Consider the following 15,258-nt stretch of genomic DNA (forward strand, 5'->3'; position numbering starts at 1 on the left):
CATCCGGGAAATCATCTGAACTACATCGTAAACGAAGAGGGTTTGTTTCTTCTCCAATTTGGAGTAAGAAGCAAACCCTCTTTTTTTGTTGCCCAAAAGCCGGAATATCTGCTGGCGATACGGCGAAAGAAAGGAGTTTTTAAGCATGAAACGCATGACAGACGGTGATCTGCAAGCACTGGAATTGCTGATGCAGACCACACCCGGCTTTGAGCATTTTGACAGCGGCGCGGATGGCATTCTCCCTGAGTGCCGAAGCTGCCGCTTTCATCGTCCCTTCTGGAAATATCAGTCCTGCTTGTTTGCAGAGTGTCCCTACTGCTGCAATCCCGTTTCTACCATCAAAAATCAAAGTGGCACATCTGCTGCCAGAAAGGAAGTCAATCATGGATAACAAAATCGAAGTTTTCAAGAATGAACAGTTCGGTGAGGTGAGGACGATCCTCGACGGAGAAACACTTCTGTTCTGCGGCTCAGATGTTGCAAGAGCATTGGGATATGCCAGACCCGGCAAGGCAATTATTGACCATTGCAAGGGTGTCCTAAAACGGGACACCCTTACGAGCGGCGGTACGCAGTCCCTTTCCTACATTACGGAGGGTGATGTTTACAGGCTAATTGTCCATAGCAAACTCCCCTCGGCGGAAAGATTTGAACACTGGCTGTTCGATGAGGTTGTTCCCATGATCCGCAAGACCGGCTGCTACATGACGGAATCCCTGCTGGACCGCATTCAGAAGGAACCGGCGGTCATCATAGAGCTTGCGCAGACCTTGCTCAAGGAAACGAATCGCGCCAATGCCCTTGAAGCGGAGCTGGGCATTGCAAGACCGAAAGCCGATTACTTTGACGCCTTCGTCAATCCAGATGACTGCACCAACATTCGCACCACGGCGAAGGAACTGAAAATCCCGGAGCGCAAGTTCGTCAAATTCCTGCTTAACGAAGGGTATCTGTTCCGCTCTCCCTCCGGTCAGCTTCTTCCCTACAACAAGAAGAGCAACGAAGGACTCTTCATCGTCCGGGATTTCGTGACCTTCCGCTATACCGGCTCTCAGACCTACTTCACCCCGAAGGGCAAGAACATCATCCGCATCCGCTACTTTGGAATCTGCGGCGTTGAAGTATCTACGGAAATGGCAGGGTGATCATGTGTCAGTCTATCGCGTCAATAAAACCCGTGACTTCACGGTCATGGGCAATACCCACCTGAGAGATAAGAACCTCTCCCTCAAAGCAGTCGGTCTTCTCTCAAAGATGCTGTCCTTCAACGACGGCTGGCAGTTCTCCACCCGTGGTCTTGCGGCACTCTGCAAGGAAGGTCCCGACGCCATACTTTCGGCACTCAAGGAGCTTGAGGAAAACGGCTACCTTGTCCGTCACCGTGGCAGAGATGATAAGGGCAGAATGGTCAGCACGGAGTTCGACATCTATGAGATGCCGCAAGCCGGTTTGCCACACAGGGATAATCCACACAGGGAAAATCCCGATGTGGAGAATCCAGACGTGGAGAATCCCCATAGGGAAAATCCCACACAAAGAAATACTATCCAAGTAATTACTCAAGAAAGAAATACTCTCTCAAAGAACTATCAATCCATCAATCTTGATGCGATGGACAGGATGGATGAGCGAAGCGAGTATGAAGAGATTATCAAAGAGAATCTTGACTACAACATTCTCTGTCAGGATCCGAAGTTCGATAAAGACCGCTTCCGGGAGATCATGGACATCATGCTGGATGCCGTCTGCTCTACCGCTCCGACCATCCGTATCAATGGCGAGGATATGCCGCAGCAAGTGGTTAAGTCCCGCTTTCTCAAGCTGAATAGCAGCCACATAGAGTACGTTCTGGAAGCAATGAACAAGAACCCGTCAGACATCCGTAATATCCGGGCGTACCTGTTGACCGCTCTGTATAACGCCTCTCTGACGATAGACAATTATTACTCTGCGCTTGTCAACCATGATTTCTACGGGCAGGACAGGTCGGCAGGGTCAAAGAAGCCGAAGACCTACGATTATAGCCTTTGTGAAGACACTCTTTAATGAATACCATCGTGAGCAATGCTCGGAAAGGAGGACAGTGTAAATGAAAATCATCTATCGCCGGATTGTGCCGCCTTAGCTTCGGCAGCAGTCCCCATAATCATTCCAACGAAAGGAGGTAAACGCCGCAATGCAGGATGAAGTCAACACCAAAGTTGTTGCAATCATGATCAAGGGCGGAAAAATTTCAGCCGAGGTGCTGAAAAAGGCGCTGGACAAGTTCGTTCAGGAGATCGAGAAGGCGCAAAAGCAGATGCAGCAGCCCAAAACCTATCGCGGCAAGCAGTCCATCAAGCATCTGATGAGCCAGAATGCCGCCATCTCCAACATCGAAGTGACGGACGGCAACATCAAGTCCTTTGAGCGTACTGCCAGCAAATACGGTCTGGACTTTGCGCTCAAGAAGGACGTTTCCGTTGAGCCGCCCAGCTATCTTGTCTTCTTCAAGGGACGAGATGTTGATGTCATGACCGCCGCCTTCAAGGAGTTCTCCGCCAAGACGGTCAAGCAGAAGGAACAGCCGTCCATCCGGCACAAGCTGGATCAGGAGAAAGCACAGAGCAAGGCGCAGCACAAGGAGAAGGTCAAGGTCAAAACCAAGGATCGGGGTGTGGAGCTGTGAACAAGCCCGATGTGAAGAAGCTCATTCTTCTGAACCTTCCGTATGTCTTCGCCTTCTACTTTGCGGATAAGATCGCCGCCGTGTTTCGTCTCGCTCCCGGCACGGAGTTCATCGACAAGCTGACAAACGGCTTTGCTGTATTCGGCACTGCCTTTGCAAATCCGCTGCCCAGCTTTCATCCCGTCGATCTGCTCATCGGTCTGATTGCCGGTGCGTTGCTCAAGCTGGCGGTCTACGTCAAAGGCAAGAACCGCAAGAAGTTCCGGCAGGGCGAAGAATACGGATCTGCACGATGGAGTGCATAATTTTAAGTGTAAATGACACATACATGGACGCACAGGAGGTTATGCACATGACTGATTATAGCAAAATTACAGCCCTTTACTCCCGCCTTTCCGTGGGCGACGAGGACAGGGACGGCGGCGAGAGCAACAGCATACAGAACCAAAAAATATTTTTGGAGAACTATGCCAGAGGGCAGCACCTAACCAATATCCGGCACTACATCGACGATGACGAAAGCGGCAGGTTTTTTGACCGTTCCGCCTACTCCCGCATGATGGACGATGTGGAAAACGGGAAAATCGGTGTCTGCATTATGAAAGACCTTACCCGTTGGGGGCGCGACTATCTCCAAGTTGGCAACGCGATGGAGATATTCAGACGGAACAACGTGCGCTTTATCGCGGTCAACAACGGCATAGACAGCGAGAAGCCCGACACGCTGGAGTTTGCGCCCTTTATCAATATCATGTCGGAGTGGTACGCAAAGGACATCAGCAAGAAAGTGAAAACGGGCATTAAGACCAAAGGCATGAGTGGAAAGCCGATTGTCACCGAAGCCCCTTACGGCTATGTCAAAGACCCGGACAACAAGGATTTTTGGATAATCGACGAGGAAGCCGCCGCGGTTGTCCGTTTGATTTTCCGTCTGTTTATCGGCGGGAAGAACCGCAACCAAATCGCCGTGCATCTGAAAAACGAGCAAATCCCTACCCCCACTTTCTATATGAAAGACCGGGGGCGGGGAACCTGTAAAAATAAGACGCTCAACGAGGATAGCCGCTGCAAGTGGAACAAAGCCACCTTGACCAATATCCTCACACGGCAGGAGTATTGCGGCGATGTTGTCAATTTCAAGACCACAAAGCATTTCCGGGACAAGCACAACCACTATGTAGACAGAAGCCAATGGCACATCACAGAAAATGTGCATGAGCCGATTATCAGCCGCAGCGATTTTGAAACCGTACAGCGGATTTTGGAAAACGCGCCTGTCAAACGCCCCAACGGGGACGGGGAAATCCACCCTCTGTCCGGCTTGCTTTTCTGTAAAGACTGCGGTTCAAAAATGCACATTCGCATAGATTACCGAAACGGCGGCAAGCGGCACGTTGCCTATTGCAGCGAGTACCACAAGGGGAAAGCCAAGAACCCCAAATGCCATTCCCCGCACATCATGGACGCGGACTTGCTCATGCAGACCATCGCGGAAGTGCTGAAGAAAATCGAGGACTATTCTATCAGCAACCGGGCGGAGTTTGAAGCCTTAGTGAAAAAGAACCTTGTCATGCAGCAGACCGACCAGACCAAGAAACAGCAGAAGCGTATTCCGCAAATCACGACGCGCCTTGAACAGATTGACAAGGTGCTGAATAAGCTCTATGAGGACAACGCCCTCGGCACGATCCCACAAGACCGTTATGAGCAGATGTCGCAGAAGTATTCGGAAGAATACTATGCGCTGAAAGCGGAGCTTGCCACGCTCCAAGAGCAGCTGTCCGCTTATGAGAACGCGGGAGGACGGGCGCAGAAGTTTTTGAAGCTGACGGAACGCCATGCTGCCTTTACCGAACTTACCCCCGCCATTCTCAACGAGTTTATCAGCCGGATTGAAGTGCATGAGCGCGACCAGAAAAGGGCGAGATACGCAATCCAGCACATCAGCATATATTTCAATTATATCGGCAAGTTTGAGAATGAAGTGACACAGCTTGCGGAACCGACCGAGCAGGAAATCCGGCAAATGCGGGAGGAAATCGAAGAAGCCAAAAAGGAAAAGAGCCGCGCATACCACCGGCAGTATTCAAGGGAGTACCGGGCGCGAAACCTTGAAAAGCAGCGGGAGTATGACCGCATGAAAGCGCGGGAATACCGGGCAAGGAGAAAGGCGCAGGCAGCCGCCGCACAGCCCACACAGTAAAACAGAATAACCGTCAACCAAGAGGGATTTTCCGAGTTATGGGAAATCCCTCTTTTACGCCCAAAGAAAGGAGCCGCCTATGGCAGAACAGACCCCCGACAGTATCATCACGACCCAGAGGAACGGGCAGACCATTGTTGCGGAGTTATTTTTCAATCACAGCAGCACAGAAACATTCCGCGACAAGCTGCTCAAACTGGTGCTTGCCGACAGTTCGCGTTTATCCGCGTCTGACGGTCAAGAGCCGGAAAAAACAGAAATCTTGCGATAACAGCCGCCCCGACGAACCATTCCCTGTCCGGGCGATTTCTATTTGAAAATCCTCATTTTCCCCAAGTCAAGAGCCGGGAAAAACACCCGAAAAATGCCCCTACTGCGTAACAGGGGCGCAGAAAGGAGAGTTTATGAGAACAGGGCTTACGAAGCAGGAAAAGACCACCGATATTTGGTTTGACGAGAAAGACCCGCTAATCCATATCCGCACCCACAACACCGACTTGAAGAAACGGCTTGCCGCCTACGCCAGACAGCACCCCGACCAGTGCCGCCAGACCGACGCAGACCCCGAAACGGGCTGCATGGAGTTTGAAATCCGCAAGGGGCGCTTCTCTTTCCGTCTGACCGCCCCATACAGCGAGGAACGACGGGAAGCAACGCGGCGATATGCCAGAGAAAACAGCACTACAAACTTGTTGAAATAATGTGGATTTGTTCATATTCTTGTGCTATACTTTTCTCAAAGGCACAGAATGGCAGATATAAATTCGTGGGAGAAAAAATATGAAGAAGCATAGAAAATGTAAAAAGATAATAGCTTTTGTAACAGTGTTGTTTATAGCATTTGTTGCAGTAATTGGGCTACACAAAACAGGGATTTATCGTTTTGATTTCTTAAAGGACATCTATAAAAAAATTGATTTTCAACTAAGTACGAACGAGCTTAACATTCCGCAGGACGCTCTTTCATTTTCTGTTTATGATATTGAACAGGAGGAATATTTATTTTACGAGGGCGATAGCCAACTTCCCACAGTAGCAAGTTTGGCAAAACTATTTGCCATTGATTATGCTTTGGGAAAAGTAGATTTGGAAGATATTGTTGAAGTAAATCAAGAGGTATTAGAACTTGTTCCGGCGGGTTCATCTTTAGCAAATCTGTATGCTGGGGAATACACAGTTAAACAAATCATGGAGGCTATGCTTGTTCCTTCCGGAAATGACGCAGCCTATGCGTTGGCATATCATATCGCTAAAAACGAATTAGGCGAAGGTTATACAGCAACGGAATATATAGATTATTTCATGACAGAACTTAGTGAGTATTTAATCGAAGCAGGCTATTCCAAAACAAATTTATATAATGACCCAAGTGGCGCGTCTATGCAAGCTGACTCTCATTTAGATGACATTAACCGCGTAGCGTTGAAGCTCCTTAACTACGATTTTGTTAAAGAATGTATTGGAAAAAGCGAATTTTCAATTCAAACTCCGCAAGGTGAATTTACATGGAAAAATACAAATGAATTTTTAGATGAAAATTCACCGTACTATAATGCAAATGTTAAAGGAATGAAAACAGGAACAATGGCATCTTCCTATAACATTGTTGTTCTGTATGAAAAAGATGGAAAAGCATATTTAATTACCTGTTTAGCGGCACACTCAAATGAGGGGAGATATAAAGCGGTACAGTCTGCTATCAACACGATTATTGAATAATGATGATGAAATATCCCGTTTAAGTAAAGTGTCAAAACAATAAGGGTAAGATAAAACAGCACACAATAAAACTTAATACCCATCCAAAAGGGCAGCCGAGAAATCGACTGTCCTTTTTCTACGCCGACAGGCAGAAAGGAGCGACCAACTATGACAAAACCGAGAGAGAAAACCCGTGAGGAGCTGCAAGCCGAGATTGAGGACGGAAAGAAGAAAATCCGGCAGTTTGAGAACCGGGAAAAGATGTTGCGTCAGAAGCTATCCAAAGAAGAACGCAGAACGCGCAGCCACCGCCTTATCGTCCGGGGCGCAGTCTTTGAAAGCATTGTGCCGGAAGCAAAGAACATGACTGACGAGGAAGCCGCCGCGCTTCTCCGGCTTGCCTTGACGAGTGAACCAGCGCGGGAATATCTGAAAAAACGAGCAGAGGGAGCGACAAGCTGAAAATCCCTTAGGAACTAAGGGCGCACTTATACACCCTTACGGGCGTATGCGCTCTGCCGAGGGCTTGTCTCCGCACAGGGATTTTATCCCGCGCTCCGATATGGCGGCTTTGCCGCAACAAGGGGCTGCACCCCTTGCGCCGCTTCGCGGCTATCCCTGCACACCCACAAAAACAGTACACCCGCCGTTGGCGTCTGTACCATTTTTGCGGGTTTTATTATCCTATCCGGGAGGTGATACCCATAGCCATTTACCATTGGAACATCGGCATTGTGAGCCGAGGAAAAGGCAAATCAGCCGTTGCCGCAGCCGCCTACCGAAGCGGCGAAAAGCTGACAAACGAGTGGGACGGAATGACCCACGACTACACCCGCAAAGGCGGTGTTGTCCATACAGAAATCATGCTGCCGCCCCATGCCCCGCCCTCTTTCTCTGACCGTTCAACCTTGTGGAACAGCGTGGAGCTTTACGAGAAAGCCGGGAACGCCCAGCTTGCCAGAGAGATTGACGCGGCGCTCCCCATAGAATTATCCAGAGAGGAACAGATCCGGCTTGTCCGGGAATACTGTTCCTCTCAATTTGTTTCCAGAGGAATGTGCGTTGATTATGCCATTCACGACACCGACAGCGGCAACCCCCATTGTCATATTATGCTTACCATGCGCCCCCTTGACGAGCGCGGCGCATGGGCAGCGAAATCCAAAAAGGAATATGACATTGACGAGAACGGCGAGCGTATCCGCTTGCCAAGTGGCAGATACAAAACCCACAAAGTTGACCTTACAGGCTGGAACGACAAGGACAACACCCTCTTGTGGCGCAAGGCATGGGCTGACTTTACCAACGACTTTTTGGAGAGGAACGGAAGCCCGGAGCGTATCGACCACCGCAGCAACGCCGAGAGAGGAATTGACGAGCTGCCCACCGTCCACATGGGCGTGGCGGCTTGCCAGATGGAGAAGAAAGGTATCGCCACCGAGAAAGGCGAACTGAACCGAAATATCCAAAAGACAAACCGCCTTATCCAGGAAATCCGGGCGCAGATTGGGAAGCTCAAAGAATGGATTGCCGACCTGTTCAAAGCGCGGGAAACCGCCCCGAAGCAGCCGTCGCAATCTCCCAACCTTGCAAATCTGCTGATGAAGTATTTGAGCGTTCAGAGAGAAAAGAGCCGGAAGTATTCGCAGCGTTGGCAACAACAGCACACAGCCGATGAACTGAAAACCATAGCGGCAGCGGTCAACTATCTTTCCGAGCATGGTATCTCTAATCTTGATGAACTGGACGCTTCCCTTTCCTCTGTCAGCGATAGAGCCTATTCAATCCGGGAGGGAATGAAAACCGCCGAGGAACGCATGAAGAAGCTGCAAAAGCTAATTGAATACGGGAAGAACTATACAGAGTACAAGCCCATTCACGATGAGCTGAAAAAGCTGCAAAACGGCTGGACAAACAAGCGCGACAAGTACGAGGAAGCCCACCGCGCCGAGCTTGCCCTATGGGACGCAGCAAACCGCTATCTCCATGCAAATCTGCCGAAAGGAACAAAGACCTTGCCTATTGCGGAATGGGAACAGGAATATGCTGACCTCAAAACACAGAGGGACAGCGATTATACCAAACTGAAAGATACCCGCACCAATGTTTCAGAGCTTCAAAAAATCCGCAAATGCGTGGATATTGCACTCCGCGCCGACCAACCGGAGCAGACGCAGAGCCGCACCAAGCGGCATGATATAGACCGCTGAAAGGAGTTGAACTTTTATGTATTACACCCAAGAACAGATAGACCGCGCCAACCAAGCCGACATTGTTTCTTTCCTGCAATCACAGGGCGAGCAGCTTACCCACGCCGGACAGGAATACCGCTGGAAACGGCACGACAGCTTGACCGTCCGGGGAAACAAATGGTATCGCCACAGCCAGAGCAAAGGCGGCGGCCCCGTTGATTTTGTCATGGAGTTTTTCGGCAAGAGCTTCACCGAAGCCGTTGAACTTCTCACAGGGGAACAGGGAGCAGCCGCGCCGGACAGACCAAGCCCCGCGCCCCTCTCTGATTTTCGATTGCCGCCCCGCAGCGATACCGCCGGACAAGTGAAAAGCTACCTTACCGAAGCCCGCCGCATTGATGAAGATGTGATGGGCTTTTTCTTTGCCAGCGGCGATATTTACGAGGAAGCCGCCCACCACAACGCCGTATTCGTCGGCAGAGATGAAAGCGGCATACCGAGATACGCCCACCAGCGCGGCACAGCCGGGAACTTCCGGCTTGATGTGAAAGGCAGCGACAAAACCTTTAATTTCTCCTATCGGGGCGCGGGCGAGCGGTTATTTGTCTTTGAAGCCCCGATTGACCTGTTATCTTTCCTCTGCCTGTTCAAAAAGGAATGGCAGAAACAAAGCTACCTTGCACTGGGCGGCGTGGGAGAAAAAGCCCTGCTGCGTTTCCTCTCTGACCGTCCGAACATCAAGACCGTTTTTCTCTGCCTTGATAGCGACGAAGCCGGAAACGACGCTTGCAGCCGCCTTGCAGAGCTTGTGCCGGAGGGGTTGACCGTCCACCGGCTTATCCCTCTTTTCAAGGACTGGAACGAGGTATTGCAGCACCGGGCAGAAATCACAGACGGGAAGTATTTGCGGGAAGCAATCTACGGCTTGAAAGAGCCGCCGCAGGAAGAAACCGTTGAGATTATCCGCATGAGCGAGGTTGACACACAGACCGTTGAATGGCTATGGGAGCCGTATATTCCCTTTGGGAAAGTAACCATTGTGCAGGGCAATCCCGGCGAGGGCAAGACCACTTTTGCCCTACGCCTTGCCGCCGCCTGCACCACCGGGGGAACGCTGCCGGGAATGAAGCCCTTGCCGCCGTTCCAAGTAATTTACCAGACCGCCGAGGACGGGCTGGGCGATACCGTCAAGCCCCGCTTGATGGAAGCAGAAGCCGACCTTGACCGCGTACTTGTGATTGATGAAGCCAAGCGGGAGCTTACCTTCTCCGACGAGCGCATAGAAAAGGCAATCACGCAGAACGGAGCGCGGCTGATTATCCTTGACCCCATACAGGCGTACATGGGCGAAAAAACCGACATGAACCGGGCAAACGAAGTGCGCCCCATGTTCCGCCGCCTTGCCGATGTTGCCGAGCGTACCGGGTGCGCCGTTATCCTTATCGGACATCTCAACAAAGCTGCTGGAGGGCAGAGCGCATACCGGGGCTTAGGTTCTATCGACTTCCGCGCCGCAGCAAGGAGCGTCCTGCTGATCGGGCGCGTGAAGCGAGAACCGAATGTGCGCGTTATCGTCCATGACAAATCTTCCCTTGCGCCGGAGGGCAAGCCCGTTGCCTTTTGCCTTGACCCGGAAACGGGCTTTTCGTGGATAGGCGAATACGACATCACCGCTGACGAGCTGCTGTCCGGCGCGGGCGGGAACACCGCCACCAAGACCGAGCAAGCCGAAAGGCTGATACTTGACCTGCTTGCAGACGGGAAAGAGCTTGCCAGTGAGGACATTGTAAAAGCCGCAGCCGAAGCCGGAATATCCGAAAGGACGGTACAGAATGCCAAGCGCAACATGGGCGGCATTTTAGGCGCAAGGCGTGTCGGCGGTCAATGGTACAACTTCATCAAGAAGAAGCAGCCACCCGAACCCGCAAGCTGAAAGTGCAAAACGCAGACCCTTTGCACTTTGCACTTTCGCACTTTCACGATAATTTGCGTCAATAACTCAAAAAAGCACTTGACAAAACGCTTCATGGGGCAAGCCGGAGGACATCAAGCCGTACACGGACCCGGAGTTCTCGAACAACGTCATCCTAACGCAGACGGAGTTCCTGACCATGAACAGCCGTCCAAAGCAGCCAAAATACGCCCGTAACAAAAATATCCTTGTCATCGGCGGTTCCGGATCAGGTAAAACGCGCTTTTTTGTAAAGCCAAACCTGATGCAGATGCACAGCAGCTATGTTGTGACTGACCCGAAGGGTACGGTGCTGGTGGAGTGCGGTAAAATGCTTGAAAAGGGCGGCTACATTATCAAGTCGCTGAACACCATCAATTTCCGGAAATCCATGCACTACAACCCTTTCAGCTACATCCGCAGTGAGAAGGACATCCTCAAGCTGGTCAATACGATCATCGTCAATACGAAGGGAGACGGCGATAAGTCCGGCGAAGATTTCTGGGTCAAGGCGGAAAAGCTCTACTACACAGCTCTCATCGGCTACATCTGGTACGAGGCACCCGACCACGAGAAAAACTTTACTACTCTGCTCGAAATGATCAATGCCTCGGAAGCCAGAGAGGACGATGAGACCTTCAAGAACCCTGTGGATGTCATGTTCGATGAGCTGGAAGCCCGCGACCCTGACCACTTTGCGGTCAAGCAATACCGCAAATACAAGCTGGCGGCGGGAAAAACTGCGAAGTCGATCCTGATTTCCTGCGGTGCAAGGCTTGCGCCCTTCGACATCGCAGAGCTGCGGGAGCTGATGAGCTACGATGAGATGGAGCTGGACACCATCGGAGACCGGAAGACGGCACTGTTCGTCATCATTTCCGATACCGATGACACCTTCAATTTCGTCGTGGCGATCATGTATTCCCAGCTTTTCAACCTTCTCTGCGACAAAGCAGATGACGTTTACAACGGACGGCTTCCCGTCCATGTGCGCTGTCTGCTGGATGAGTTTGCGAACATCGGTCAAATCCCGAAGTTTGATAAGCTCATCGCCACCATCCGAAGCCGGGAAATCTCGGCGTCAATCATCTTGCAGTCCCAGTCTCAGCTCAAGACCATCTACAAGGACGCGGCGGACACCATCACGGGCAACTGTGACTGCACCCTTTTCCTCGGCGGAAAAGAAAAATCGACCCTCAAGGAAATCAGCGAGGTGCTGGGCAAGGAGACAATCGACCTGTACAACACCTCAGAAACCCGTTCCAACAACAACTCCTATGGCTTGAACTATCAGAAAACCGGCAAAGAACTGATGTCTCAGGATGAGATCGCCGTCATGGACGGAGCCAAGTGTATTTTGCAGCTTCGAGGCGTGAGACCTTTTCTCAGTAACAAATACGACATTACGAAGCATCCAAAGTACCGGCAGCTCTCCGACTATAACAAGCGGAACGCCTTTGACATCGAGAAGTACCGGCAGCACAAGCTGGTAGTCAAGCCCGATGACACGTTCGACCTCTATGATATGGGCGAGGTCGAAGCAGATTAAAGCCCCGTCGCTGCACTGCGCAGTGGGTAAAGCCTGATGGCTCCCAAAGCAGAACAGCGACGGGGCTTCTTTTTTTATGCCCATTTTCAAAAATACACACTCAACTTTCATCGATTCAAGGAGGAAAATCTATGGCTTTCATCAATCAGGCTGTCACGGTTCTTCAGACGCTCGTTATCGCCCTCGGCGCAGGTCTCGCAGTGTGGGGTGTTGTCAACCTCATGGAAGGCTACGGCAACGACAACCCCGGCGCCAATGCTCATGTGCCATAAAGTAACACACAAGAATTTGACAGATAGCAGCCCACTATTCCGTTATTACCTTACACACACACCTTGTAACTTTTTCGTTAAGCCTATTGACTCTGATACCTCGGAAGAGATATAATATAGTTACTACTTAGTAAATCTAAATAGCGAAACTAAAGAGAGGCGACGATATGAATAACAAATATGTCCAGCAATTCAAAAAAGGCTCTCTGGAAATGATACTCTTATGCCTAATCGGACGCAAGGAAACTTATGGATATGAAATTATAACCGAATTGAATAATAGTGCGTCTGTTTTGGGATATGCGAAAGAGGGAACCATTTACCCTATTCTGTATCGTTTACAGGAAGCAGAACTAATCAAATGCCGGTTGGCTCCGGCTGCGGCAAATGGCGGCTCAAAAAAGTATTATTCTTTGACTGATAAAGGCAGGAATATACTTGATGAACTAATCTTATTTTGGTCAAGCTATGAGAACTGCGTAAACGGCTTCATAGAAAGTTATCAACAAGCGAGGGTATCGAAATGAAAGAACAATATATTAAACAAGTTGAAAAGGAACTATCCTTACCACATAAAGCGAAAAAAGAGGTTGTGCGTGATTTGAATGAAGTTTTCGCGTCTGCTTTGGAGCATGGAGAAACGGAACAGCAGGTTATCCAGCGTTTAGGAACACCAAAAGAATTTGCAGACAGCACCGCAGAGCAGTTTGGTATTGATAACGCCTCATCAAAAAAAAGGAAAGGTATCATTTCTGCGCTTGTTGCGCTTATTGTTGCGGTTGTTGCCTTTTCGATATATGCTGTCACACGATTAGGAAAAGCACCAGAGGGCGCAATCGGACAGGCAGACGCAACAACAAATATCCAGATTGAGAGTGCATTGGGCTTTGATGTTTTACAAATCATTTTGGCAGTTGGGTTTGCCGCAGCGGTAATTGCTGTTTTATTGATTATCCGAACTATACACAAAAATAGGAGATAACTTATGAAGAAGTATATTTCTGTATTGGCAATCATATTCATAATTTCTTTGGCCGCGTGTTCTAATCAAAATACATCATCTACACCGACAAGCAATGAGAACAATACGCAATCTAATAGTGTTACAAAATTGGACGAGGGTGTTTGGCCTGCGAATGAGTACACAGAGGGGCTTCCTGTTGCGCCTGGTACGGTTGCATGGGCTACACTTGATACAGAACATGAGAATTGCAATATCAACCTTACCGGCATTAGCGAAAACGACTATAACGAGTATATGGAGCTTTTGAACCAAGAAGGCTTTTCCGTAATTGAAAATGTGTCAGAGGAAGTCGAGGGAGAAAACTATGTTTCTATCGGGACACTTTTATCAAACGACGAAAAGTGGTTAAGTATCAGCTACATACCCGATAGTCTAACTATCTACATTTCCTTTGACAATAACTGAAAGAGATAACGGAATAGCAAAGCCAGCCGAGCCAGTCAACGGTCAAGATGAACGGCGCAAGCGCCGCCGTTGACAGCCCCGCCCGTCTTTGCTGGTAGGCAATCAAGGGGCGACAGCAAGGAGTACTGCCGCCCCGCACTATTATTCAGAGAGGGGGAATTTCCATGACCGAAGATGAAGCCTACAAGGTGCATATCCAGTACACATTCAATGCCTTTTGCAAGGTAGTCATTCGTCACGCAGCCATAGATAAAATCTTGAAGCTGCGCCGGAGGTGGGAACGGGAAGTTTCCCTTGATTATCTGATGAGTGAAAAGTTTGTCCAGCTTGCCGAGCCGGAGTAGCTTGAAGAATATCTTTTTACCGCCTGCGGCCAGACCGCCGTTCTGTATCATGCGGAGCTTGCCGCCGCCCTTGCCCTTTTGCCGGAGCAGACGCAGGAAGAAATTTTTCGTTACTATTTCCTGCGCCAGCCGCAGCGCGTGATCGGCATACATATCGGCCGGACACGCAGCACAGCGGGGCGGCATATCCAGCTTGCTTTGAAACGGTTGCGGCGGCTCATGGAGGGGAAAGACCATGAGTAAACTTCTCCCCTATGAAATAATCGTCAAGGCGCATGAGGGCGACCCGGACGCAATCGACACCGTCCTTTCCCACTACGCCGGATATATCCGCTATTTTTCTAAAATGAACGGCCAAGTAAATGCCGAGGTTGAGGAATATGTGAAGCAACAGCTAATTGCCGCGCTGTTCAAGTTTCGCTTTGACCGATAAGCAAAAAACTGAATACCAGCCGCCACCAGCGGCCAGCGAAAGCAGTAAGTCTGAAAAAGATTTGCTGCTTTTTTTGTTGTCCGTTTGGCATTTTTGAAATTTGTCCGTATTAAGAAGCAAAGAGAAAATTTCCAGAATTTCCGTCATTTTTGCCTTTGCTGGTGTTGTAGGGAGTGAACGGAAAAATTCTCTGCCCCGCCGGTTGCCAAAATCCTGTTTCCCGGATTACTAAGGCAAAAGAAAATTTGAAAAATCCCCGGACAGCGGGTAGCTGGCGGCCTTTCAAATGTATCTTTGGCGAAAGAAAAAAAGACCGCGCACAGCGGGCTGAAAGCCCCGCCCCGTTCGCTCTATGTACGGAAAAGCCCGGACAGGGGCAGTCTGCGGCTTACTAAGAGCAAGATTCTACCACGGTGCCAAAATCCGCATATCTGCGGTTTTGCCCCCTTTGGTAAATCTTGTTGGGGAGTGCCTTCCCCAAACCCTGCTCATGCGCCCTGTCGGGCGAGAAAG

Annotated in this window: 17 protein-coding genes and 3 pseudogenes; all 20 read left to right on the top strand. The window is 50.1% G+C overall.

Annotated features, from left to right (window positions below; translation table 11 throughout):
• The first annotated feature begins 145 nt into the window (after nt 1-145).
• On the top strand, nt 146-394 hold the full coding sequence (locus H8711_RS12555) for a hypothetical protein (protein WP_249283772.1): 249 nt from the start codon (nt 146-148) through the stop codon (nt 392-394).
• Entirely contained in the window at nt 387-1,148 is a 762-nt protein-coding gene (locus tag H8711_RS12560) for a phage antirepressor KilAC domain-containing protein (protein ID WP_249283773.1), read from the top strand. Before H8711_RS12555 ends, H8711_RS12560 begins: the two co-directional genes overlap by 8 nt.
• A gap of 46 nt (nt 1,149-1,194) precedes the next feature.
• Nucleotides 1,195-2,049, top strand: coding sequence for a DUF6017 domain-containing protein (locus H8711_RS12565; RefSeq protein ID WP_249283779.1), 855 nt, complete (start codon nt 1,195-1,197; stop codon nt 2,047-2,049).
• A gap of 130 nt (nt 2,050-2,179) precedes the next feature.
• Nucleotides 2,180-2,671 carry a PcfB family protein gene (locus tag H8711_RS12570; RefSeq protein WP_005934796.1) on the top strand — a complete coding sequence of 164 codons (492 nt, stop codon included), beginning with the start codon at nt 2,180-2,182 and terminating at the stop codon, nt 2,669-2,671.
• Nucleotides 2,668-2,967 (top strand): annotated as a pseudogene (locus tag H8711_RS12575) (VirD4-like conjugal transfer protein, CD1115 family); the annotation flags it as partial. The gene H8711_RS12570 and the pseudogene H8711_RS12575, both read left to right, overlap by 4 nt.
• Before the next feature lie 32 nt (nt 2,968-2,999).
• On the top strand, nt 3,000-4,874 hold the full coding sequence (locus tag H8711_RS12580; RefSeq protein WP_008982216.1) for a recombinase family protein: 1,875 nt from the start codon (nt 3,000-3,002) through the stop codon (nt 4,872-4,874).
• A gap of 79 nt (nt 4,875-4,953) precedes the next feature.
• A complete protein-coding gene (locus tag H8711_RS12585; RefSeq protein ID WP_006060444.1) occupies nt 4,954-5,145 on the top strand; it encodes a transposon-encoded TnpW family protein in 192 nt (63 codons plus the stop codon).
• Nucleotides 5,146-5,278: 133 nt separating this feature from the next.
• Entirely contained in the window at nt 5,279-5,575 is a 297-nt protein-coding gene (locus H8711_RS12590; protein WP_008982217.1) for a hypothetical protein, read from the top strand.
• A gap of 79 nt (nt 5,576-5,654) precedes the next feature.
• Nucleotides 5,655-6,593, top strand: coding sequence for a serine hydrolase (locus tag H8711_RS12595; RefSeq protein WP_040219241.1), 939 nt, complete (start codon nt 5,655-5,657; stop codon nt 6,591-6,593).
• A 150-nt stretch (nt 6,594-6,743) separates the two neighbouring features.
• Nucleotides 6,744-7,037, top strand: a complete 294-nt coding sequence (locus H8711_RS12600; RefSeq protein WP_008982219.1) for a DUF3847 domain-containing protein — start codon at nt 6,744-6,746, stop codon at nt 7,035-7,037.
• A gap of 233 nt (nt 7,038-7,270) precedes the next feature.
• Nucleotides 7,271-8,785: a MobQ family relaxase gene (mobQ, locus tag H8711_RS12605; protein WP_117579807.1), complete on the top strand. Its 1,515-nt coding sequence runs from the start codon at nt 7,271-7,273 to the stop codon at nt 8,783-8,785.
• A gap of 16 nt (nt 8,786-8,801) precedes the next feature.
• A complete protein-coding gene (locus H8711_RS12610) occupies nt 8,802-10,700 on the top strand; it encodes an AAA family ATPase (protein ID WP_117579762.1) in 1,899 nt (632 codons plus the stop codon).
• 85 nt (nt 10,701-10,785) lie between these two features.
• Nucleotides 10,786-12,267 (top strand): annotated as a pseudogene (locus tag H8711_RS12615) (VirD4-like conjugal transfer protein, CD1115 family); the annotation flags it as partial.
• A gap of 131 nt (nt 12,268-12,398) precedes the next feature.
• Nucleotides 12,399-12,527: pseudogene (locus tag H8711_RS12620) on the top strand (Maff2 family mobile element protein); the annotation flags it as partial.
• A gap of 179 nt (nt 12,528-12,706) precedes the next feature.
• On the top strand, nt 12,707-13,066 hold the full coding sequence (locus tag H8711_RS12625) for a PadR family transcriptional regulator (RefSeq protein ID WP_249283776.1): 360 nt from the start codon (nt 12,707-12,709) through the stop codon (nt 13,064-13,066).
• A complete protein-coding gene (locus H8711_RS12630; protein ID WP_055194864.1) occupies nt 13,063-13,521 on the top strand; it encodes a DUF1700 domain-containing protein in 459 nt (152 codons plus the stop codon). The genes H8711_RS12625 and H8711_RS12630 overlap by 4 nt, the downstream gene beginning before the upstream one ends.
• Before the next feature lie 3 nt (nt 13,522-13,524).
• Nucleotides 13,525-13,968: a hypothetical protein gene (locus H8711_RS12635; RefSeq protein ID WP_249283777.1), complete on the top strand. Its 444-nt coding sequence runs from the start codon at nt 13,525-13,527 to the stop codon at nt 13,966-13,968.
• A gap of 164 nt (nt 13,969-14,132) precedes the next feature.
• On the top strand, nt 14,133-14,312 hold the full coding sequence (locus tag H8711_RS14375) for a hypothetical protein (protein WP_005924787.1): 180 nt from the start codon (nt 14,133-14,135) through the stop codon (nt 14,310-14,312).
• Nucleotides 14,313-14,390: 78 nt separating this feature from the next.
• Nucleotides 14,391-14,555, top strand: a complete 165-nt coding sequence (locus tag H8711_RS14380; RefSeq protein WP_430413577.1) for a sigma-70 RNA polymerase sigma factor region 4 domain-containing protein — start codon at nt 14,391-14,393, stop codon at nt 14,553-14,555.
• Nucleotides 14,548-14,745 (top strand): helix-turn-helix domain-containing protein, encoded by a 198-nt coding sequence (locus H8711_RS12645; RefSeq protein WP_249283778.1) that lies wholly within the window; start codon nt 14,548-14,550, stop codon nt 14,743-14,745. The genes H8711_RS14380 and H8711_RS12645 overlap by 8 nt, the downstream gene beginning before the upstream one ends.
• Nucleotides 14,746-15,258: the final 513 nt, after the last annotated feature.

Origin of the sequence: Ligaoa zhengdingensis, assembly GCF_014384885.1 — a bacterium.
GTDB lineage: Bacteria > Bacillota > Clostridia > Oscillospirales > Ruminococcaceae > Ligaoa > Ligaoa zhengdingensis.